At 63.6% G+C, this 22,066-nt stretch carries 15 protein-coding genes; 5 read left to right on the forward strand and 10 right to left on the reverse strand.

Features of this window, described 5'->3' with window-relative positions; translation table 11 throughout:
* Nucleotides 1-38: 38 nt before the first annotated feature.
* On the reverse strand, nucleotides 39-2,075 hold the full coding sequence (locus tag PspTeo4_RS27125) for a TonB-dependent receptor (RefSeq protein ID WP_322366769.1): 2,037 nt from the start codon (nucleotides 2,073-2,075) through the stop codon (nucleotides 39-41).
* A 155-nt stretch (nucleotides 2,076-2,230) separates the two neighbouring features.
* On the opposite strand from PspTeo4_RS27125, the gene PspTeo4_RS27130 reads away from it, so the two are divergent.
* Together PspTeo4_RS27130 and PspTeo4_RS27135 are read left to right on the forward strand one after the other, a co-directional pair.
* The gene (locus PspTeo4_RS27130; RefSeq protein ID WP_023378991.1) at nucleotides 2,231-2,452 is read left to right on the forward strand and encodes a VF530 family DNA-binding protein; all 222 of its coding nucleotides are present in this window, start codon (nucleotides 2,231-2,233) and stop codon (nucleotides 2,450-2,452) included.
* Nucleotide 2,453: 1 nt separating this feature from the next.
* Nucleotides 2,454-3,095, forward strand: a complete 642-nt coding sequence (locus tag PspTeo4_RS27135; RefSeq protein WP_322366770.1) for a Pr6Pr family membrane protein — start codon at nucleotides 2,454-2,456, stop codon at nucleotides 3,093-3,095.
* 107 nt (nucleotides 3,096-3,202) lie between these two features.
* Here the strand turns inward: PspTeo4_RS27135 and PspTeo4_RS27140 are convergent, their stop codons facing one another.
* The 3 genes from PspTeo4_RS27140 to PspTeo4_RS27150 all read right to left on the reverse strand — a co-directional run bounded on the left by PspTeo4_RS27140 (nucleotide 3,203) and on the right by PspTeo4_RS27150 (nucleotide 7,745).
* Nucleotides 3,203-3,961, reverse strand: coding sequence for a siderophore-interacting protein (locus tag PspTeo4_RS27140; RefSeq protein WP_322366771.1), 759 nt, complete (start codon nucleotides 3,959-3,961; stop codon nucleotides 3,203-3,205).
* Nucleotides 3,958-4,500 carry a PadR family transcriptional regulator gene (locus tag PspTeo4_RS27145; protein ID WP_322366772.1) on the reverse strand — a complete coding sequence of 181 codons (543 nt, stop codon included), beginning with the start codon at nucleotides 4,498-4,500 and terminating at the stop codon, nucleotides 3,958-3,960. The genes PspTeo4_RS27140 and PspTeo4_RS27145 overlap by 4 nt, the downstream gene beginning before the upstream one ends.
* Nucleotides 4,501-4,619: 119 nt before the next feature.
* Nucleotides 4,620-7,745, reverse strand: coding sequence for a transglycosylase domain-containing protein (locus PspTeo4_RS27150; RefSeq protein ID WP_322366773.1), 3,126 nt, complete (start codon nucleotides 7,743-7,745; stop codon nucleotides 4,620-4,622).
* Between the two features lie 391 nt (nucleotides 7,746-8,136).
* On the opposite strand from PspTeo4_RS27150, the gene PspTeo4_RS27155 reads away from it, so the two are divergent.
* Complete coding sequence (locus tag PspTeo4_RS27155) at nucleotides 8,137-9,555, forward strand: amino acid permease (RefSeq protein WP_322366774.1); 1,419 nt, start codon at nucleotides 8,137-8,139, stop codon at nucleotides 9,553-9,555.
* A gap of 137 nt (nucleotides 9,556-9,692) precedes the next feature.
* Here PspTeo4_RS27155 and PspTeo4_RS27160 read toward each other — a convergent pair whose 3' ends face one another.
* Both PspTeo4_RS27160 and PspTeo4_RS27165 read right to left on the reverse strand, forming a co-directional pair.
* Nucleotides 9,693-11,312, reverse strand: a complete 1,620-nt coding sequence (locus PspTeo4_RS27160; protein ID WP_322366775.1) for an FMN-binding glutamate synthase family protein — start codon at nucleotides 11,310-11,312, stop codon at nucleotides 9,693-9,695.
* Nucleotides 11,313-11,359: 47 nt separating this feature from the next.
* The gene (locus PspTeo4_RS27165; RefSeq protein WP_322366776.1) at nucleotides 11,360-15,649 is read right to left on the reverse strand and encodes a DEAD/DEAH box helicase; all 4,290 of its coding nucleotides are present in this window, start codon (nucleotides 15,647-15,649) and stop codon (nucleotides 11,360-11,362) included.
* Between the two features lie 190 nt (nucleotides 15,650-15,839).
* Between PspTeo4_RS27165 and PspTeo4_RS27170 the strand changes: the two genes are divergently transcribed.
* Nucleotides 15,840-16,253 (forward strand): NUDIX domain-containing protein, encoded by a 414-nt coding sequence (locus tag PspTeo4_RS27170; RefSeq protein ID WP_322366777.1) that lies wholly within the window; start codon nucleotides 15,840-15,842, stop codon nucleotides 16,251-16,253.
* On the opposite strand, the gene metR is transcribed toward PspTeo4_RS27170, so the two are convergent.
* Complete coding sequence (gene metR / locus PspTeo4_RS27175; protein WP_322366778.1) at nucleotides 16,237-17,154, reverse strand: transcriptional regulator MetR; 918 nt, start codon at nucleotides 17,152-17,154, stop codon at nucleotides 16,237-16,239. The two genes, PspTeo4_RS27170 and metR, sit on opposite strands and share 17 nt — an antisense overlap.
* Nucleotides 17,155-17,351: 197 nt before the next feature.
* On the opposite strand from metR, the gene PspTeo4_RS27180 reads away from it, so the two are divergent.
* Nucleotides 17,352-18,347, forward strand: coding sequence for an alpha/beta hydrolase (locus PspTeo4_RS27180; protein WP_322366779.1), 996 nt, complete (start codon nucleotides 17,352-17,354; stop codon nucleotides 18,345-18,347).
* A 100-nt stretch (nucleotides 18,348-18,447) separates the two neighbouring features.
* On the opposite strand, the gene PspTeo4_RS27185 is transcribed toward PspTeo4_RS27180, so the two are convergent.
* From PspTeo4_RS27185 to PspTeo4_RS27195, 3 genes are read right to left on the reverse strand one after another with little or no spacing between them, the layout of a single operon-like run.
* Complete coding sequence (locus PspTeo4_RS27185) at nucleotides 18,448-18,783, reverse strand: GlpM family protein (RefSeq protein WP_322366780.1); 336 nt, start codon at nucleotides 18,781-18,783, stop codon at nucleotides 18,448-18,450.
* A 25-nt stretch (nucleotides 18,784-18,808) separates the two neighbouring features.
* A complete protein-coding gene (locus tag PspTeo4_RS27190) occupies nucleotides 18,809-20,137 on the reverse strand; it encodes a sigma-54 dependent transcriptional regulator (protein ID WP_322366781.1) in 1,329 nt (442 codons plus the stop codon).
* A complete protein-coding gene (locus PspTeo4_RS27195; protein ID WP_322366782.1) occupies nucleotides 20,134-22,038 on the reverse strand; it encodes a sensor histidine kinase in 1,905 nt (634 codons plus the stop codon). The genes PspTeo4_RS27190 and PspTeo4_RS27195 overlap by 4 nt, the downstream gene beginning before the upstream one ends.
* Nucleotides 22,039-22,066 lie beyond the last annotated feature (28 nt).

Genomic DNA, 22,066 nt, shown 5'->3' on the forward strand with positions numbered 1-22,066 from the left:
CTTGCCGGCGATTGGGGCGCAAGGCGCCCCTCGCGAAATCAGAATGAAGTCCGCAATCCTACTTCCACGCTACGCCCAGGCGCCGGTGCGATATCCCGCAGGATCGAGCTGGCATAGCGCACGGTCTGGTCCGTCAGGTTCTCACCACGGACGAAGGCCAGCCACTGGCTCTGCCCGATATCGAAGCGATAGCCGACGCTCGCGCCCAGTGTCGTGTAGCCATCGGTGCTGGTTTCGTTGGCTGGTTTGCGATGTTGCGAAGCGGCATGTTGCACATCGACCCGCGCCTGCCAGCGGTCCAGTTCCCATACCAGGCCGCTGTTCAAGCGCAGCGGTGCGATGCGTGGCAGGGGTTCGCCGCTGTCGAGATTCTTGGCGCGAGTGTAGTCACCGGACAGTTCAAGGGCGAAGCTGCCGTAGCGGTTCTCAGCCAGTTGCCAACGATCCTGGGCTTCGATGCCGTAGAACCGCGCCCTTACGCCTTGGTACTGGTACTCGGGCAAGCCCTCGTCGTGATCATGATCATCGTCATCATGATCGTGGTCATGGCCTTCGCGCAGGTTACCCGTGCCGATCAGGCCGATGTAGTTGCGGAAGTGGCTATAGAAAACACCGACGCTGCCCTTGTGGGTGCCATTGTCGAAGCGCAGGGCCAGGTCGGCGGAAATGGCTTTTTCCTTGTTCAGGTCGGCATCGCCAACTTCGAAGGCACCGGTGGCGACGTGGGCTCCATTGGCGTACAGCTCGTAGAACGTCGGGGCGCGCTCGGTGTAGGCAAGGTTCGTGGCCAGCGACCAGACCGGGTCGAGTTGGTAGACCGCGCCCGATGATAGGCTGAAGGCATTGAACGTGCTGGCGCTGTCGGCAGTGGCAAAGTTGTCGTTGCCCTTGGCATCCGGGTCGACCCGGGTGTGTTCCAGGCGTGCGCCCAAGCTCAGGTTGAGGCGTTCGGTGGCCTGCCATTGTTCGAGCATGAACAGCGCCAGGCTGTCGGTATCGGTGTGGGGGACGAAGGCTTCTTCACCCAGGGCAGAGAACTCGTTGCGGCTCACTTGCGCGCCGATCACGCCTTCGACCGGGCCGATGGGTTGATGGCGGGCCTCGATTCGCGCTTCGTAGCCTTTGTTCTTGAAGGTAGTGTGCACCTCGCCTTCTTCGATCTCGCTGTGTTCGTAGTCGGTGTAACCGGCATCGACCTTGACCGAGCTGAATGGGCCTTCCAGGTCGCGCAACTCTGTTTCAAAGCCGTAATGATCCTGTTTCATGTCCAGGCGCACGCCGGACTCGGCCACCGAGCCGTAATTGCTGTCGTAACGGCTATAGGACAGGCCGGTGTAGCCGTGATCCCAATGGTAGGCACCACCGATGGCTCCGCCGTCCTGGCGCCCGTCGCTGTTTTCCAGGCGGTGGCGGCTGCCGGGGTCGTCGCTGTCCCGGACTTTGGAACTGCGCGCATAACCAGGAATGCGCAGGTCGTTGAACTGGCGGCTGCTGGCATCCAGGTGCAAGGCGAAGGCGCCGTCGCCGGCCTCCAGCTTGCCGGCGCTGCTGCGGGTGGTGTCAGCGCCGCCGTAGCGCAACTCGCCAGCGCCATGGATACCTTCGATGGGGGCGTCGGGGATGCGGTTGTCGAAGGTGTTGACCACGCCACCGATGGCGTTGCCGCCGTAGAGCAGGGCGGCGGGGCCGCGGACGATTTCGACGCGCTCGACGTTCACCGGGTCCAGCGGCACGGCGTGGTCGTAGGACAGCGACGAAGCATCCAGGGCGCCTACACCATTACGCAGGATGCGAATGCGGTCACCATCCAGGCCTCGAATGACCGGGCGGCTGGCGCCGGGGCCGAACCAAGTCGAGGCAACGCCCGGCTGTTTGTTCAGTGTTTCACCGAGGCTGCCGTGCTGCTGTTGCAGCAGCGTGTCGCCTTCGAGGACGGTGCTGGGGGCAGCCAGTTGCTGATTGCCGAGGGGGTTGGCGGTAATGACCTGAGGTTCGAGTTCTACCGCGTGGCTGGAAGTAGAAGCCAGCCAGAGCGCGGCGGCGAGAGGGGTGAGACGTACGGGTGAATACAGCATGGGAAAATGACGTTCCTTGGCAGATAACGTTATTGTTACTTTATAACGTTTCTATTTCATCATGGGACGCCATGGTCTGGCTAGCGCTATGTGCGGGCTGCCGTGGCCACTACACTCGTGTAAGGTGCGCATCTTTCCAACGCTGGAGCACTGGCATGAGCACGGCCCAACACAACGCGCTGCACGGCAAGACCCTGGAGCAGATCCTTACCGAGCTGGTAGCTCACTACCAATGGCAGGGCCTGGCCGAGCGCGTGGATGTGCGCTGCTTCAAGAGCAACCCGAGCATCAAGTCGAGCCTGACCTTCCTGCGCAAAACCCCGTGGGCACGGGAAAAGGTCGAGCAGCTGTATGTGAAACTGCAGCGCCAGGCCTGACATGCCGCGCCATCCCTGGTTGACCCTGGCGGCGGTGCTCGGCTGGGTGGGCCTGTCGGTGCAGGTGCACCTGGTGCTGCTGGCGCGCTGGCAGGAACAGGCCAGCCTGATTGGCGGCCTGGTCAATGTGTTCGGCTATTTCACGGTATTGACCAACACGTTGGTGGCGACGGTGCTCAGCTATTCGGCCTTCGGCCGTGAGTCAGGCGCCAAGCGTTTCTTTCTGTCGCCGTCGGTGAGTTCCGCAGTGGCGGCCAGCATCGTGCTGGTTGCAGTCGCCTACAGCCTGCTGCTGCGCCATCTGTGGCAGCCCGAGGGCTGGCAATGGTTGGCGGATGAGTTGCTGCACGACGTGATGCCGCTGCTGTTCGTGCTGTATTGGTGGTTCGAGGTGCCCAAGGGCACTCTGCGGCTCTGGCATCTTGTCGCCTGGGCGTTGTACCCGGCGGCTTACTTCGCCTATGCCTTGTGGCGGGGGAACGAGATCGGGGTCTATCCCTATCCCTTCATCGATGTGGCCAGCCTGGGGTATGGGCAGGTGATGTTGAATGCGTTGGGGGTGTTGGCGGGGTTCTGGGCTATTGGCCTGGTAGTGTTGGGGATTGATCGCTGGCGCGGGCGGCGGTTGGCGGCGGCTGCCTAGGGGGGCTGGCGTTTGCACCGGCCTCTTCGCGGGTAAACCCGCTCCCACAGGTATCATCCCTGTGGGAGCGGGTTTACCCGCGAAGAGGCCAGGTTGGCCAGTACTGATCACTCGTCGTCAGCAGTCCCATCGGCCCGCCAGTACGCCGCAGCTTTCAATGCATCTTCTTTAACGCCTTTTTCCAGCAACATCGCCTTGGCCTGTCGGGTCAGCGATTTCTCCAGAGCAACCCAGCTGTACAGCTTGCCTTCAGGCAAGGTCAGGCCCTCGACTCGCGCAAGCAGGTCCTCTTCTCGACGCACCCACATCACCTCGACCTGCGCCTTGCTCGGCAGTGCCTGCCGTTCCTGTTCGTCTTCGACCTGGATCACCGCCAGTACCTTGCGCCCGGCTGGCAATTCCTCCAGTCGTCGGCCGATGGCGGGAATGGCAGTCTCGTCACCGATCAGCAAGTAGCTGTCGAAGATATCCGGCACCACCATCGACGCCCGTGGGCCGGCAATGTTCAGCTCCTGGCCAGGGGCTGCCTGTGCTGCCCAGGTGGAAGCAGGGCCATCCCCGTGCAGGACGAAGTCGATGTCCAGTTCGTTGTTCACCAGGTCGATGCGCCGTGGCGTGTACTCGCGCATGGTTGGCCGGGCGCCGCCGTCGCGTCCCAGGTTGCGGGCGTCGATGGCTTGCTGTTGCTCGGCATTCTCGGCGAACAGCAGCTTGATGTGGTCATCGCTGCCAAGGCTGGTGAAGCCCTGCAGCTCATCGCCGCCGAGCGTGATGCGGCGCATGCGCGGGGTCAGGTCGGTCACCCGCAGGACTTGCAGGCGGCGTTGGCGGATTTCGTGGTTGACGCGGTGAATGGTGTCACTCATGGGTGGTTCTCCGTGACGGGGTCGGCAGGCCCCGAGGCGATGGCCTTGGCCGTGTCGTTGAGCAAATTGCGCACACGTTCGATTTCTTCCGCGGTCCAGCGGCCACTGTGCATGTGCAGGGCGTGGCGCAGGTTGCCGACGGCTTCGTGAATTTCGGGCGGGCGGTCATGGCCGCGCAGGGCGCGTTTGCTGACTTCGATGCGCATGCGCACGCCGTCCAGGGCGATGGCCTGCTCGGTCAGGGCGTTGCGACCGGCTTCGGTGATGACGTACAGGCGCTTGCTACCTGCGACCTGGCCGTGGATGAGTTCAGCTTCTTCGAGGAAGTTGAGGGTTGGGTAGATTACGCCCGGGCTTGGGCTGTAGTTACCGTCGAACAGGTTCTCGATCTGGCGGATCAGGTCGTAGCCGTGGCCTGGTTGCTCGGCCAGCATCGACAGCATCAGCAGCTTGAGGTCGCCGGGGGCGAACACCCGGGGGCCGCGTTCGCCGCGGCCGGGGCGGCGCTCGAAAGGGTCATGGGCAGCAGTGTCGCGCATGAAAGGTGGCTCCGTCTGTTTCGATATATCGCAAGATATTACTCAAGATATATCTAAAGACAAGACGAAAAATGCGGATGGTTATCATCTAAAGCTTCGATTGATCCGCTCTACCACCTTCAGGGTTGGCCATGCACCGCCACTTGCGGCGGCTTGCATTCGTTGGGGTTACCTGGCTCCAGGTAAGGCATGAGAATCGGTGCCATGCCTTTGAGCACCTGTACCGGCAGCGCCGAAGTGAATTTGAACGCCTCTGCCGAGCGCCCCGGCACGAAGGCGGTGAGGGTGCCGAAGTGGTTGTCGCCGAGGAAGAACACGAACGTGGCGGTGCGGTTCAACGAACGCGAGCCGATCAGCCGGCCGCCTGCGCCAAAACTCTCGATGCGGTTGTCGCCGGTACCGGTCTTGCCGCCCATCACCAACGGAGTGCCGTCATGCAGCTTGAAACTGCCGGAAATACGCCGTGCGGTGCCTGCGTCCACCACCTGTGACATGGCACCTTTGAGTGCGCGGGCAACTTCAACCGGCAAGATCCGCTGACCGCGATCCGGGTCGCTGATCAGCTTGGTTTCGTATGGTGTGTTGGCGGCGAAGTGCAGGGTGTCGATACGCAAGGTCGGCAGCCGTACCCCGTCGTTCTGGATGATGCCGACCAGTTCCGAAAGCGCCGCTGGACGGTCGCCGGAGCTGCCGATGGCGGTGGCCAGCGATGGCACCAGGTGATCGAACGGGTAGCCCACGCGCTTCCAGCGCTGGTGAATGTCGAGGAAGGCCTCGATTTCGACCATGGTGCGGATGCGGCTGTCCCGGGCGCCCTGGTGGCGGCTCTTGAACAGCCAGCCGTACACCTCCTGGCGCTCGAAACGGCTGGCATTGGCCATTTCCGTTGGCGTTGCGCTCGGGTGTTTCAGCAGATAACCCAGCAGCCACAGGTCCAGTGGGTGGACCTTGGCGATGAAGCCCTGGTCGGGCAGGTCGTACTTGCCGGGGCCATAGGCTTCGTACATCTCCACCAGCCGGCTGTCGGTAAGCTTGGCCATGGCCTTCTTGTCTTCCTTGCTGTGGGCGCGAACGAAGGCATTGAAGGTTTCCTGGCCGGCTTCCGGGAACAGGTAGCGGTGTACCGCGGCCAGCCGCTGGGGGGTGATGCGCATGCTGTCGAGGAAGGTGTCCAGGCGTTGCTGTGACGTCTTGCGCTGGTATTTCTTCCAGAAGCGCATCAGGTAGTTGGTGCCTTCCTTGTCGGCGAAGCGAGCCAGGTACTCCTGGCGCCGTGGGTCGGCGTCATCCTTGAGCAGCGCCACGCGGTTGAATGGTTGCTGGTAGGTCACGTAACGCACCAGGTCGCGCATCAGGCGGATGAACGGCAGGTTGATCGACTCGCGCAGGGCTTCTTTGAGAGTCGGGTTGCGGCTGTTGTCTTCCTTGCGGAAGTTGTTGAACACGTGCATGCCGCCACCGGTAAAGAACGCCTCGCCCGTGTTGGCCGAATACTTGCGTTCAAGGGCTGCGTCGAGCATGGCGTCGAGGCTCTGGTTCTTCTGGTTGAGCATCAGCCACTCCAGCGACCACTGGGTGATGCGGTCCAGCTCCGCCACCTCGACCTTCTTCAGCTCGGCAGCAGGTTTGCCGGCGTACTTGTCGTGCAGCTCGGCGATGATTTCCAGGTAGGTGGTGAGCACACGAAGCTTGGCCGTCGAGCCCAGTTCCAGCTTGCTGCCTTCGTTGATGTCGAACGGCTGGTCGGTGCTGTCGGTCTGCACCCGCACCCGCGAGCCGTCGGCGGTGCGTTCGAACAGGGTAAAGCTGTAGCGCACCTGGTCGGTGGTCTTGGAGGTCAGCAGGCGCTCGCCGATCAGGCCGATCTGTGCGGCGAACTCAGGGTCGGAAAGGTTCTTCAGATACTGGCTGGCTTGCATCTGCAAGTCGGCTTGCAAGGTGCTGGTGGCCGACAGGTCGAGGCGGTCGAGGTCGTATAGCGGGCGGTTGAGCATGGCCGCCAGGCGATTGCGGGCCAGGCTGATGCCTTTGTTGGTGATGATCGGCACGATGGTCGGTTGCGCCACCCAGTCGCGGTACACCGCCTTGCTGGCCAGGGCGGCGTCGGCGGTCTTGCGATCGATCACGCCGTTGGCGGCCAGCACGCGGATGTGCGAGTCGGTCAGTTCGGCCAATTCCACCCGGCCCTTGGACAGGTAATGGGACGGACGGCGCTGGGCGATCATCAACGACAGTACCTGACGCAGGGCCAGGCCACGTGCGGCCATGCTGTCAGGGTCGCTGGCGGTGGAGTTCAGGGCCTGGTTCACCTGATCGAAATCGGCGCCGTACCAAACCCGCAGGCCTTCGGCCATGCCATGCACTTCGCCATGGCCAGGCACGGCCGACAGCGGCACGCTATTGAGGTAGTCGCGCACGATGCGCTGGCGGGCTTCGGTGGTGTCCGGGCCACCTTGGTAGGCCCGCACGCTGGCAGAAATCATCTGGCGGATTTTTTCGGCGCCGGAGACGGTCAGGCCGTCGGGGGAGTGCCGGTATTTTTCCAGCTGGGTCGCCAGGGTGCTGCCGCCAGCCGATTGGCCGGGCAAGGCCAGGTACTTGGCCAGCTGGCTGTAGGCGGCTTTGGCAAAGCGTGGCCAGTCTACTGCCGGGTTGTTGCGTGGGTCCTTGGCGTCGAGCAGGTCGCGGTTCTCGATGAACAGCAGGCTGTTGACGATGACCGGCGGGATCGAGCCGAAGTCCGGGTACAGGTGTTGCGGGTAGTTGTACTGGTACAGCGTGTCGCCGCGGCAGTCGGTGATCGACAGGCCGGCCTGGATCTTCTCGATGTAAGGCGCGAACAAGCCATGGTCGACATAGTTCATCAGCGCTGGCGAGAACTGCACCTGCTGGCTGATCAGGTAGTCGCGCTTGAGCAGGCGTGGCAGGAATTCACCCATTGCGCTGTAACCCAGGCGCTTGTCGAACGGGCCTTCACCGGGATAGACGATGGCATCGCTGGGGCCAGGTTGCAGCGAGTAGGTGAGGGTGGCAGCCAGCTTGCTGAATTCCCGGGACTGCAGGTTCGAGGTACGGAACTCGTCATAGGCGGCGAAGCCGATGGCAATGAGCGCCACCAGCAGGATCAGCAGGATCAGCCGCCACCACAGCCGGCGCTGACGTGGGGGCTTTATCTGTGGCGTCTCGGCCAGAGGTGTTTCGGGTGCTTCCGTTCTGGGTTGTTCCGATTGCCACAGTGCGCCCATAGTCTTCAATCCGGCCAGGTTTTTTCGTCTTGCTTGCCTGAAGCTTAGACGTTGACCGGGTGAGGTGAAAAATTTGTAGGAAGAACATAAAGCTGCCGTGGGAATGCGGCTTTGGTGGCGCATTCGTTTCAGGCCGATATTGCTATGGTGGCTGCGCGAAAGGGCCAACGAGCACCTGCCATCGACGGAAGTTTTCCCCAAATCTTCCGTTTTTATAGTGAAAAGCCCTACGACAGCCTTCCTATACTGCTCGACCCTTCGCCCTGCCGGCCGCTCTATTCCGGCACACGGGCCGGCTCACAAGGCCAGCCCGGCAAGCGACGCCACGCCTATCGGCATGGCTGATGCTGCACGAAGGTCAAATCCAATAACAAAATGAGGTTGTATTGCTATGCCAGTCGGCAACCACCCTGCCCACGGCGAGACCGCCCAAGGCGGCCCGCTCAAGCGTGAACTGGGCGAACGGCACATCCGTCTGATGGCGCTGGGCGCCTGTATCGGTGTCGGTCTTTTCCTCGGTTCGGCCAAAGCCATCGAAATGGCCGGCCCTGCCATCATGCTCTCCTACATCATTGGCGGCCTTGCGATCCTGGTGATCATGCGCGCCCTCGGCGAAATGGCCGTGCACAATCCCGTCGCCGGCTCCTTCAGTCGTTACGCCCAGGATTACCTCGGCCCCTTGGCGGGTTTTCTTACCGGCTGGAACTACTGGTTCCTGTGGCTGGTGACCTGCGTTGCGGAAATCACAGCGGTGGCCATCTACATGGGCATCTGGTTCCCGGATGTGCCGCGCTGGATCTGGGCCTTGGCGGCCTTGGGCAGCATGGGCGCGGTCAACCTGATCGCGGTCAAGGCATTCGGTGAGTTCGAATTCTGGTTCGCCCTGATCAAGATCGTCACCATCATCGCCATGGTGCTGGGCGGCATTGGCGTCATTGCATTCGGTTTCGGCAACGACGGTGTGGCGGTGGGTATTTCCAACCTGTGGAGCAACGGCGGCTTCATGCCTAACGGCGTGACGGGTGTGCTGATGTCGCTGCAGATGGTGATGTTCGCCTACCTGGGCGTGGAAATGATCGGACTGACCGCCGGCGAAGCACGCAACCCGCAAAAGACCATTCCACAGGCCATCGGCTCGGTGTTCTGGCGCATCCTGCTGTTCTATGTCGGCGCACTGTTCGTCATCCTGTCGATCTACCCATGGAGCGAGATCGGCAGCCAAGGCAGCCCGTTCGTCATGACCTTCGAGCGCTTGGGGATCAAGACCGCCGCGGGCATCATCAACTTCGTGGTCATCACCGCTGCGCTGTCATCGTGCAACGGCGGCATTTTCAGCACCGGCCGCATGCTCTACAGCCTGGCGCAGAATGGCCAGGCCCCGGCGGCCTTTGCCAAGACCTCGAGCAACGGGGTACCGCGCAATGCCTTGCTGTTGTCCATCGGTGCGCTGCTGCTGGGTGTGTTGGCCAACTATCTGGTGCCAGAGAAGGTGTTCGTCTGGGTGACGTCGATTGCCACGTTCGGTGCGATCTGGACCTGGGTGATGATCCTGCTGGCGCAGATCAAGTTCCGCGCCGGGCTGTCCACGGCTGAGCGCAAGGGCCTGAAGTACCGCATGTGGCTGTGGCCGCTGAGCTCCTACCTGGCGCTGGCCTTCCTGGTGCTGGTGGTGGGCCTGATGGCGTACTTCGAGGATACCCGGGTGGCGTTGTACGTCGGGCCGGCGTTCCTGGTGCTGCTGACGGTGTTGTATTACACCTTGCGGTTGGCACCGAAAGAGGAGCACGGCGCGGTCAGTACGGCGTCTTGATCTGAAGTATCCGGGGCCGCTGTGCGGCCCATCGCCGGCAAGCCGGCTCCCACAAGGACCGCGCCGACCTTGGGATCACTGCAGTACCTGTGGGAGCTGGCTTGCCGGCGATGGGCTGCTTAGCAGCCCCAATGGCCTCAAGCTACCGCCTGAGCATGCGGCTCGAAGCTGTCTGCCCTGGCCATCTGCCACATCCGCGAATAGAACTGGCCATTCACCTCACCGGTAAGCAACTCCCCCGGCTTGAGGAACACATGCATCTGCGAGAACAGCTTGATCTCGGTGGCCGACACGCGCCGCACCAAGTGCTTGGCCTCCAGTTGTGCAGGGTGCTCCAGCCCCGCCGCAGCCAGCATCTCGGCCAGGGCGCGCAGTGTGTTGTGATGGAAGTTCAACACCCGCTGGGCCTTGTCCGGCACCACCAGGGCGCGCTGGCGCAGGGCATCCTGGGTCGCCACCCCGGTCGGGCATTTGTTGGTGTGGCAACTTTGCGACTGAATACAGCCGATGGCGAACATGAAACCGCGTGCCGAGTTGGCCCAGTCGGCGCCGATGGCCAGCACGCTGGCGATATCGAACGCACTGACGATCTTGCCGCTGGCGCCCAGTTTGATCTTGTCCCTCAGGTTCAGGCCAACCAGGGTGTTGTGCACGAACAACAGGCCCTCGCGCAGCGGTACCCCGATGTGGTCGGTGAACTCTACAGGGGCGGCGCCGGTGCCACCTTCCTTGCCGTCGACGACGATGAAGTCTGGAAGTATGCCGGTCTCCAGCATGGCCTTGGCGATGCCCATGAACTCCCACGGGTGGCCCAGGCAAAACTTGAACCCCACCGGTTTGCCGCCGGACAGCTCGCGCAGGCGGGCGACGAACTGCATCAGTTCTATTGGGGTCGAGAAGGCGCTGTGGCGGGACGGTGAGATGCAGTCCTCACCCATCAGCACGCCACGGGTCTCGGCGATCTCCTGGGTAACCTTGTGCTTGGGCAGGATGCCGCCATGGCCAGGTTTGGCGCCCTGGCTCATCTTGATCTCGATCATCCGGACCTGCGGGCTTCGCGCCTGCTCGGCGAAGCGCTCCGGGTCGAAGCGGCCATCGGCGGTGCGGCAACCGAAATAGCCGCTGCCCAGTTCCCATATCAGGTCACCGCCGTGCTCGCGGTGATACGGGCTGATACTGCCCTCACCGGTGTCGTGGGCGAAGTTGCCCAGCTTGGCCCCTTCGTTCAGGGCGCGGATGGCGTTCGCGCTGAGTGCACCAAAGCTCATGGCCGAGATATTGAAGATCGACGCCGAATAAGGCTGGCTGCACTGTGGGCCACCGACGGCGATGCGAAAACCCGCAGGGTCTGCCAGTGGCGCCGGGCGCATGGAGTGACCGATGAACTCGAAACCGGATTCGTACACGTCGATCAAGGTGCCGAAGGGTTTGTCCGAGGCCTCGTTCTTGGCCCGGGCATAAACCAGCGAGCGCTGGGCGCGGGAGAAGGGCAGGGCGTCGCTGTCGGCTTCCAGCAGGTACTGGCGAATCTCCGGGCGGATGGCTTCGACCAGGTAACGGATATTGCCGAGAATCGGGTAATTGCGGCGCACTGCGTGGCGTTGCTGCAGTAGGTCGACCAGGCCGATCAGGCTGAGCACGCCGGTGGCAAGGGTGAACGGCCAGAGCCACTCGTGGTGCAGGAAGGGCAAGCTCGCCAGGGTGAACAACACACAGGCGGCGAAGAAGGCATAACGGCTGAGAAGTGACAGGCTCATGCGGGATCCTTTCGATGGCTCGGTCTACAACCCCGACCATAGCCCGGTTATGTGGCGTATGGCCAGTCGCGCAGCAACCGCTGCCGCCATTGCGCCTGCTCGGCCTCGGTCGCCTCGACGAGAAACTGATAGCGCCCGGCAACCCGGTTGGCTACTGGTACCCCATCGCGATAGAGCACGCGATTGCCGCTCACCGCCGGTACTTTCGCCCCTGGTAGTAGTGTGCCCAGCAGGTTGAGAGGGTCGCTGGCGCTGATCATCACCAGTGCGCCCTGCGCCTCGCGGCGTCGCACCTGACGCAACAAGCCGACCGCTTCAGGCAGGGCAAACTGTTCGCCGGCCAGCCCGGCGATGAAGCGCCCACCGCGAATCTCGCCACGGGCTTCCAGTCGGTGGAAGCAGCGCTGCAGCTCACGCCACGGCGGCAGCACATCGCTTTCCCGCTCCAGTAGACGCCAGCAGACCACGCCGTAGCGCCTCAGCAAGGAGCGGGCGATATGCTCCAGTCGCTGCTCGGCATCCGGCGCGCTGGCGCTTCTGCGCAACAATGCCCAGCGCCCGGCATGGGCCATGCTGCTTGAAACCGGGGGGTGACCCCGTCGAGCGCTGCGCGGTGCGCGTTTGGCCGCCGGCGTGATCAGGCTGCGCAAGCCGGTAAAACTGTCGGCGCCCACCAGGCCCGAACCCACCAGCTCCTGCAACGCTGTCTCCAGTTCGCTGGGCAGCAGGTGCGCTTCATGGGCCAGCTCATCGAAGAACAGCGCACCATGGGTTTGTAGCACTTCATGCACGCGTTGCGCACGCGCGCCGAGGGTATCGGCAGCGGGTGTGGGGGCGAGGCTGCGCCAGGTGTTCAGTTGCTCACGGGGCAGCAGCACCAGTGGTGTGCTCGACAGGGTGCTGCTCGCCACGGTCGTCGCCAGCCGGCTCCAGGCGAATTGCCCGCTGCGACAGGTATCGTCCAGCCAGTAGGGGCTGAAGTCCTTGATCCGCGCTGGCAGTACTTCGGCTTCCCAGGCGCCGGCCGCACAGGGGAACCCCTGCAACTGTTGCAACACTTCGCTGACCGACTCCGGCCCTCGCAGGCGCACTTCGTCGGCCAAATGCTGCCAGTCGAACAGAAAACGCATGAAGTCCTGCAGGCTGACAGGTTCGATTTCCCGGCGCAGGCGCTTGACCGTGTAGCGGTGGATTCGCGCCAGCAGGTGGCGTTCGCACCACTGCAACGTTGGTTGGCCCGGTGTGAAGTGGCCACGCAGTACGTAGCCTTCGCCTTCCAGTCGAACCAAGGCCTGTTCCACGTCACTGGCCGGCAACCCCAGAGGCGTGGCGACCTGCACCAAGGTCAGCGGGCCATGCACACTCAAGCGCGCACGTATCAGCTCGCACAGGGCTTGATCGTGGTCGAGGGGCTGGTCGAAGCCGGGAAGGGGCGCGAGATCGGGCTCCAGATGTGCGTGCGCATACAGCGCCCGCAGCAGGCTCAGGCGTTCGCGGGCCAGCCACAGTTGTTGCTCCGGCAGGCGGAGCGCCCGCCCTGCCTTGGCCAGTTGCCTGAGCAGCAGCTCCCAACTGGCGTTGGTCCGGACCTCGGCCTGGCTGGTCGCGCCCATGCCCATCAATGCCTCGTGCATCTCGTCGGCGCTGACTGGCTGTGGCCAGGCTTCGGCTTCGACGGCACTGATCGCTTCGGCGTCCAGCGCACCCAGGTCATCGCTGCTGTGCACATCGTTCCAACGCCGGTTGAGCACCGCCTGGGTACGCCGCTCTTCCAGCGGCGCGTCATCGAGAAAGGCATAGGGGCGGGCGTTGAGGATGGCCGAGGCCAGCGGCGAGGGGGCCGGCAGGTCACGGCTGAGCAGCCTCACCGAGCCGCTTTCCATGCGCCGCAGCAAAGCCAGCCAACCTTCGCTGTCCATGGCCTCATGCAGGCAATCGTCGAGGGTTTGCTCTACCAGTGGGTGGTCGGGTATCTGCCGTTCGCCGACGATGTTTTCCAGGCATGCGATCTGGTCGGGGAACACCGAGGCAATCAGGTCCTCGCTCTTCATCCGCTGGATCTGCGGGGCCACCTTGCGCCCCCCGACAAAGCGCGGCAGGGCCAGGGCCACCGCAGCTGTCCAGCGCCAGCGCACGCCAAACAGTGGCGCGTCGAGCAGGGCCTGGACCAGAATCTGTTCGGCGCTGCGGCTAGACAGGTAGCGCCACACTTCCTCCAGTTCGAAGCTGTGGCTGGTGGACAGCGACAGCACGATGGCGTCCTCGCTGGCGGCTGCCTGCAACTCGAAATTGAAGGTGCGGCAGAAGCGCTTGCGCAGCGCCAGGCCCCAGGCGCGATTGATGCGGCTGCCGTAGGGGGAATGGATGATCAGTTGGGTACCGCCGGACTCGTCGAAAAAACGTTCCATCACCAGGGTCTGCTGCGAGGGCAGGGCGCCCAGCACCTGACGGGTGCGGCCGAGGTAGTCCAGCAGCTGGCTGGCGCAGTTTTCGTCCAGTTCGAAGGTGCCCTGCAGCCACTCAAGCACGGGCGCGAAATCACCGTCGCTCATGCTCAGGCGTTCATCGATTCGGGCTTGCAGGCGGGCCACTGCGGCAGACAACTCATTGCTGCGCCCAGGCGCCTCGCCAATCCAGAATGGAATGGTCGGCGGCAGGCCGTGTGCGTCTTCGACACGCACTCGCCCAGGCTCCACCCGCAGGATGCGGTAAGACGCATTGCCGAGCTGGAAGATGTCACCGGCAATGCTCTCGATGGCGAAATCTTCGTTGACGCTACCGATGTTCAGCGCCTGGGGCTCGAGCAGCACGGCATAGTCGGCCGTCTCGGGGATGGTGCCGCCACTGGTCAGCGCAGTAAGCTGGCTACCCCGACGGCCGCGCACGGTGCCACTGACCGCATCGCGATGCAGGTAGGCGCTGCGTACGCCCTGACGGCCGTTGAAGCCCTCGGCCAGCATGCGCAACAGCGCCTGGTAATGGCCCTCGTCAAGTTCGGCATAGGGCGAGGCCTTGCGCAGCAGATCGAGCAGCGCAGATTCCCCCCAGGGCTGGTTGCTCACTTCCGCGACAATCTGTTGGGCCAGCACATCCAGCGGGGCGTTGGGGATATGCAGTTCATCCAGCTCGCCCTGACGCACGCCGTCGAGCAAGGCCACGCACTCGATCAGGTCGTCCCGTGACGTGGGAAACAGCCGCCCCTTGGGCACGCCGTCGACCTGGTGGCCAGAACGGCCGACACGTTGTAGGAAGGCTGCGATCGACCCGGGCGAGGCGATCTGGCACACCAGGTCGACGTCGCCGATGTCGATGCCCAGTTCCAGTGAAGCGGTGGCCACCAGCACCTGCAGCTCGCCCGCCTTGAGCCGTTGCTCGGCGGCCAGGCGATATTCCTTGGCCAGGCTGCCGTGATGCGCGGCTACCGCGTGGTTGCCCAGGCGCTCGCCCAGGTGGCGGGTCAGGCGCTCGGCCAGGCGTCGGGTATTGACGAAAATCAGCGTGGTGCGATGTTCGCGGGCCAGCGCGGCGAGACGATCGTAGACCAGGCCCCAGACATCGGTGGCCATCACCGCCTCCAGTGGAACCGGCGGGACTTCCAGTGCCAGGTCACGCTGGCGGATGTGGCCGACATCGACAATCGCGCAAGGGCGTTCATGCCCGGCAAGAAACCGCGCCACCTGTTCAACTGGGCGCTGGGTCGCCGACAGGCCGATCCGCCGCAGTGGCCGCCCGGCCAGCGCTTCCAGGCGCTCCAGCGTCAACGCCAGATGGCTGCCGCGCTTGTTGCCGGCCAAGGCGTGGATTTCGTCGACGATCACCGTGTGCACGCTGGCCAGGCCCTCGCGGCCCGAGGCAGAGCCCAGCAGCACGTACAGCGATTCGGGGGTGGTCACCAGGATGTGTGGTGCCACCTTGCGCATGGCTGTGCGTTCTTTCTGCGCAGTATCGCCGGTGCGGACGGTGGTGGTGATACGCGGTGCTTTCAGGCCCTGATCTTCAAGGGCCTTGCCGATGCCATCGAGCGGTGTCTGCAAATTCAGCCGGATATCGTTGGACAGGGCCTTGAGTGGCGAGACGTACACCACCTGGGTTTGCGCGGGAAGCTCGCCGTCGTGCGCCAAGCCTTCGCGATACAGCTCATCGAGCACGGCCAGAAAGGCGCTCAGGGTCTTGCCCGAGCCGGTAGGTGCGGCGAGCAACATCGACTGGCCGGCATGAATCAGCGGCCAGGCCTGGGCCTGGGCGTCGGTGACCGTGGCGAAATGGCGACGGAACCAGGTACCGACGGCGGGATGGAACAGCTCGAGCACCGGGTGCTGGTGGGCTGGCAGGTTCATGTGTTGGTTATGGAGGGTCGGCAGCGGCTTGGCAAGGGGCCGTTCGTCGCGGATCTTCTGTAGACTGTTCCGTCCCTATCGCTGGCAAGCCAGCTCCCACAGGTATCGTACAACCTGTGGGAGCCGGCTTGCCGGCGATGAGGCCGATACAGACGGCACTTCATTTGCACCTTTCTCAGCGAGCCCTTCAATGTCCAACACCATCCGCATCGCCGCAGCCCTGCTGATCGACCCGCAAGGCCGTACCCTGCTGGTGCGCAAGCGCGGCACCCTGGCCTTCATGCAGCCAGGTGGCAAGATCGACGCAGGCGAGTCGCCGGCCCAGGCACTGGTGCGCGAGCTTCATGAAGAGCTGGGCCTGCGGGTCGATCCTGTGGACATCCTGCACATGGGGCGCTTCAGCGCTCCGGCGGCCAACGAGCCGGGGTTCGAGGTACAGGCTGAGTTGTTCCGCGTTGACTGCGCCGAGGTTGTAGCCCCGGCGGCGGAAATCGAAGAAGTGGTGTGGCTGGCGGCAGAGGAGGCCACGGCGTTGAACCTGGCGCCACTGACCCGCGACCTGATCCTGCCGCTGTGGCGCGAGAGCCTCAACGCACCGCGCTGACCCCATCGAGGGTGGCGAACGAAGTGTCCTTGGCGGTCAGCAGGAAGTCGCGCATGTACGGAGCATCGAGCATGTCGGTGCGGACCGCCGCGTAAAGCGTGGCGAACAGGCCCTTTTCGCCCAGGCGCTTGCCTTTCACATAGCCCCGCGAGCTGTATTCGTGCAGCGCCCAGTGCGGCATGCCGCAGACACCACGGCCGCTGGCCACCAGCTGCATCATCATGACCGTCAGCTCTGAGGTGCGAACGGCAGCCGGTTCGATGTCGGCAGGCTCCAGGAAGCGGGTGAAGATGTCCAGGCGGTCGCGTTCGACCGGGTAGGTGATCAGCGTTTGCTCGATCAGGTCCTGTGGCACGATGTAGGGCTTGCTGGCCAGCGGGTGCTGGTTGGCCACGGCAAGCATGGCCTCGTAGGTGAACAGCGGCACGTAGGTGATGCCAGCCAGGTCCACCGGGTCGGACGTCACCACCAGGTCGAGGTCGCCACGGGCCAGCGCTGGCAACGGTGCGAAGGCAAAGCCCGAGGCCAGGTCCAGTTCCACTTCCGGCCAGGCATCGCGGAACTGGTCGATGGTCGGCATCAGCCACTGGAAGCAGCTGTGGCATTCGATGGCCATGTGCAGGCGCCCGGCGGTACCTCCGGCCAGGCGGGCGATGTCGCGTTCGGCGCCACGCAGCAGCGGCAGGGTGGCATCGGCCAATTGCAGCAGGCGCAGGCCTGCGCTGGTGAAACGGATCGGTTTGGTCTTGCGCACGAATAACGGCAGGCCCAGACGCTCTTCCAGCTCCTTGAACTGGTGCGACAGCGCCGATTGAGTCAGGTGCAGGCGTTCGGCGGCCTCCACCAAACTGTCGGCCTCGCGCAGGGCATGAAGGGTTTTCAGGTGACGGATCTCCAGCACGGCTGACTCCGGGAGAAAAACTTGAGGGAAAATGGAATGAGTTGAGTTTCCCTCATGTTGCCCCTGCCTGTCGACTGGCCTTTGGTACTGACCACTCAGCAGGGTTCATCAAACTGTCACTGAACTGTGGCAGCGCGCCCGAACAGATTTCATCAGACTCACGCTCTACTGGGGATTTGCATTCTGGTGTTTCTTTCATGCGGGCTTTCTTGTTCTTTTTATTCTTTGTGTTGGGCGTACCGGCGGGAGTTGCCGCTGGGCGCTGTGACGCTCAGGTGCCGGTGCAACGGGCCGAACTGGGCGAGTTGAGCCTGGTGTACCAGAGTGTCGGCGCGCCGAGAGATCCGGCTTTGCTGCTCGTCATGGGCCTGGGTGGGCAGTTGATCCATTGGCCCGACGACGTGGTGGAGGCGCTGTGCCGCCAAGGTTTTCGGGTCATTCGCTATGACAACCGCGATGTTGGCCTGTCGCGCTGGAACCAATTGCCGCCCTCGGCCAACCTGACGGTCGAGTTGTTGCGCTACAAGTTTGGCCTGCCGGTTGCCGCGCCTTACAGCCTGACCGATATGGCGGGCGATGGCTTGCGGCTGATGGATGCGCTGGGGGTACGCGATTTCCATGTGCTGGGGGTGAGCATGGGCGGCATGATCGCCCAGCACATGGCAGCCATGGCACCGGAGCGTGTGCGCAGCCTGACGCTGGTGATGTCCAGCTCCGGTGCCGCAGGGTTGCCGGCGCCGAACCCGGCCCTGGTTCAGCTCCTGGCCCGTCGCAACGCCCCGAACCGGGAAGTGGCCATCGAGCAGCAGGCTGACCTGCTGGCTGCGTTGGGCAGCCCCGAGGTGCAAGATGATCGGGCGGTGCTGTTGCAGCAGGCAGCGGCGGCCTATGACCGGGCGTTCAATCCTGAAGGGGCAAAGCGTCAGATCATGGCGATTCTCGCTGAGCCAAGCCGGGTCGAATTGCTGAACCAGCTGCGGGTCCCGACCCTGGTGGTGCATGGCACCGCCGACCCGTTGTTGCCGGTGATGCACGGTGTGCATCTGGCGGCGCATATCCAGGGAAGCCAGCTGCGGTTGATACCGGGGTTGGCTCATCGTTTCCAGGAGCAGTTCAAGGCGCCATTGCTTGGGGCGGTGTTGCCCTATTTACAGGCGCATCGACAGGATATGACGCACATCGCCGGGCTTTGAATAGGTGCTGCCTTCATCGCCGGCAAGCCGGCTCCCACAAGGGGGCGGTGCATTACCTGTAGGAGCCGGCTTGCCGGCGATGAAGGCACCACGATTCGAATCAGTGCATCCGCACCCACACCGTCACCAGTACCGTCGCCGCCATCAGCCAGGCCACCGTGGCCAGCGCCAGCGACACCTCCAGGCGCATCCGGTCCACCAGCACATACAAAGTCGCCAAGTACACGAAGTAGGGAATGATCGACCACATCCCGAACAGGATTGTGGTCTTCAGGTCGTCGACGCCACGCCCCTTGCCGACGATGTAGTGAGCGATCAGGGCGAAGGTGGGGAACAGCGGCACCAGCCCAGCGATGTAGTAGTTGCGGGTCTTCGAAAGGATAGCCAGCAATACGACTACACCAGCGCCCAGGGCGGCTTTGAATACCAGGTCCACGTTGTCTTTCCAGATCAGGTTGAGGTCAGCCGAGGCCGTACTTTTTCACTTTGTCGAACAGCGTCGTCTTGGCCATGCCCAGCTCCTGGCTGGCTTGGCTGAGGTTGCCGCCGGTGCGCTGCAGGGCGTCGCTGAGCAGGTTGCGCTCGAACGCCTCGACGGCCTCGGAAAAGCCCAGGCCTTGAGCCGCGCCACCGCTGCTGCTTTTCTTGAAGGCCGGCAGGCCCAAGGCGTAGCGTTCGGCGACGTTGCGCAGTTCACGTACGTTGCCTGGCCAGTCATGGGCCATCAGGCGAGACAGGGTCTGGCTGTCCAGTGTCGGGATGTCACGGTCAAAGCGCAGCGCGGACTGCTGCAGGAAGTGCTCGAACAACTGCAGGATGTCTTCGCGACGCTCACGCAGCGGTGGCAGCTCCAGGGTGACCACGTTCAGGCGGTAATACAGGTCGCTGCGGAACTGGCCGCTCTGGCCGAGCGCATCAAGGTCGGACTTGGTCGCGGCGATCACCCGGCAGTCCACCGGGATGCTCTGGTTCGAACCCAGGCGTTCCAGGGTGCGTTCCTGCAGCACGCGCAGCAGTTTGATCTGCAGGTTGATCGGCATGCTCTCGACTTCATCGAGGAACAGCGTACCGCCGTTGGCATGTTCGATCTTGCCGATACGGCGTTTTCCGGCACCGGTGAAGGCGTTGGCTTCGTGGCCGAAAATCTCGCTTTCGAACAGGTTTTCTGGCAAACCGCCGCAGTTCAGGGCGACAAAAGGTTGGCCCTGGCGGCGGCTGAAGTCATGCAGGCAACGGGCGACTAGCTCTTTGCCGGTACCGGTTTCGCCCTCGATCAGCACGTTGGCCGAGGTGTCGGCGACGTTGGCGATCAGCTCGCGCAGGTGCTCCATGGCCGGGGAGCGGCCGATGATGCGACCTTCCAGGCTGCTTTGGCTGGCCAGTTGGCGGCGCAGGGCAACCACTTCGCGTGACAGGCCGCGTTGCTCGAGGGCGCGGCGTACCACATCGACCAGCCGCTCTGGGGAGAACGGTTTTTCCATGAAGTCGTAGGCGCCGTTGCGCATTGCGCCGACCGCCATGTCGATGTCGCCGTGGCCGGTGATCAGTACCACTGGCAGGCTGCGGTCACGGGCCTTGAGCCGGTTCAGCAGTTCCAGGCCGTCGATGCCTGGCAGGCGGATATCACTGACGACGATGCCGGCGAAGTCATCGCCAATGCGTTCCAGTGCCTGTTCGGCACTGCCGACACCTTCGCAGGCGATGTCCTCCAGGGCCAACGCCTGTTGGCAGCCGAGCAGCACATGCGGGTCGTCTTCGACGATCAGGACGGTAAGAGGCGCTTGGTTCATGGGTGCTCTGCCGATTCGCTAGGGGGCGTGGCCAAGGGCAGGGCAAGCACGAAGGCAGTCCCGCCACCTGCGGGGTGCTCGACGCTCAGGGTGCCCTTGGCGGCGGCGGCAAGGCTCGCCGACAGGGTCAGGCCCAGGCCCAGGCCATGTTCGCCCGGTTTGGTGGTGAAGAAGGGTTCGAACAGGTGCTTGCGTGCCTCTGGGTCGATGCCATGGCCATTGTCGCGTACACGCAGCCGGTACTTGTCGTCCTGCAACTCGCCCTCCAGCCAGAGTTCCGGAAGCGGTTGGCTGGCCATGGCGTCGATCGCGTTGCCGATCAGGTTGACCAGTATCTGTTCGAGTCGGGTTTGGTCGATGGCCAGTTGTTGGTCATCGAACTGGCTGTGCAGTTGCAGTTGGCAGCCGGCGATGCGGTTGCCCAGCACTTGCAGCGTGGCATCCACTGCCTTGGCCAGCGAGGCTTGGCCGCGGTCATCGCCACGTCGGGCGAAGGAGCGCAGGCTGGCGGTGATGCGCCCCATGCGGTCGATCAGGTCGTTCATGGTACGCAGGTTGGTGCTGGCGGTTTCCAGGGCGCCACGCTCCAGGAAGCGCACGGTGTTGCCAGACAGCGTACGCAGTGCCGCAAGCGGCTGGTTCAATTCGTGGGCGATGCTGGTGGACATCTGCCCGATGGCCGCCAGCTTGCCCGCTTGCACCAGTTCGTCCTGAGCATGGCGCAGGGTCTGTTCGGCGTGACGGCGTTCGCGGATCTGCCCTTTGAGCCGCTCGTTGCTGGCGCGTAGGTCGGCGGTGCGGTCGGCGATGCGCCGCTCCAGCTGGCTGTTGGCTTCTTCCAGTGCTTCGCGGGCGGCCAGTCGGGTGGCGATCACCTTGCGTCTTTCGTTCCAGGCGATGCCAAGGATCGCTAGCAGAGCGAACGCCACGCCTACCAGGATGCCTTGCACCATCGATTCACGGCGCAGGTCCTGAAGAGGGGTGAGCAGGGTGAAGTGCCAGGGCGTGTCGACCAGTCTGCGGGTCTGGGCCAGATAGGCCACCTCATGGGCTTTGCCATGGGCGGTTTCGCTGTTGGCCGGAAAGGTCAGTTTCTCCACACCATCGGCCAGGGTTTCACGGGCCAGGGGTTGCAGCTCATTCAGCGGCCACCAGTAATATTGCAGGCTGCGCGCAAGGCGCTCCTTGATCTGTGGCGTCAGTGGGCGCACCGACTTCAGGCGTCGGGCCGGGTCGCTGGACAGGATGATGATACCGTTCTCATCGCTGACGAAGGCTTCCAGGCGAGCGCGTTGCCAGCGCTCTTCAAGGGTGTCCAGGCGTACCTTGATGACCGCCACGCCAATGATCTTGCCGTGTTCCTCCAGGCCATGGGCCAGGTAGTAGCCGGCCTCGCCGGTAGTGCTGCCGATGCCATAGAAGCGGCCAGGCTCACCGCGCACGGCATCCTGGAAATAGGCCCGGAACGACAGGTCTTCACCGAGGAATGAATCGGCATCGCGCCAGTTGCTGGTGGCCTGCACCCGGCCGTTGGTGTCGAGTACGAAGATCGCCCGGCTGCGGCTGCGTCGGTTGAGGCCTTCGAGGTATTCGTTCACCGTCTGGCGGTACTCGCCATCGGTGCTGGTGAGCAGCTTCGAGACGCTGTCTTCCAGCTCGAGCAAGCTCGGCAGGTAGGTGTACTTGCTGATTTCGCTCTCTACCGTACGTGCATGCAGCTCCAGCTGGCGCTCGCCATTTTCGCTGAGGGTGCGGATGCCATTGCTCTCGCTGATCAGGTAGCCAGCCAGACCCAGGCCGATCATCAGCAGGATGACCAGGGGCGGCAGCAGCAGTTGGCGGATCAGGCGGGATTTCACGGCAGGCTTGGCAGGGAGAAGAAGCGAAGGATCGCATTTCATCACAGTGGCCTTGTCACGACCAGCATCC

Origin of the sequence: Pseudomonas sp. Teo4 (assembly GCF_034387475.1) — a bacterium.
Classification (GTDB): domain Bacteria; phylum Pseudomonadota; class Gammaproteobacteria; order Pseudomonadales; family Pseudomonadaceae; genus Aquipseudomonas.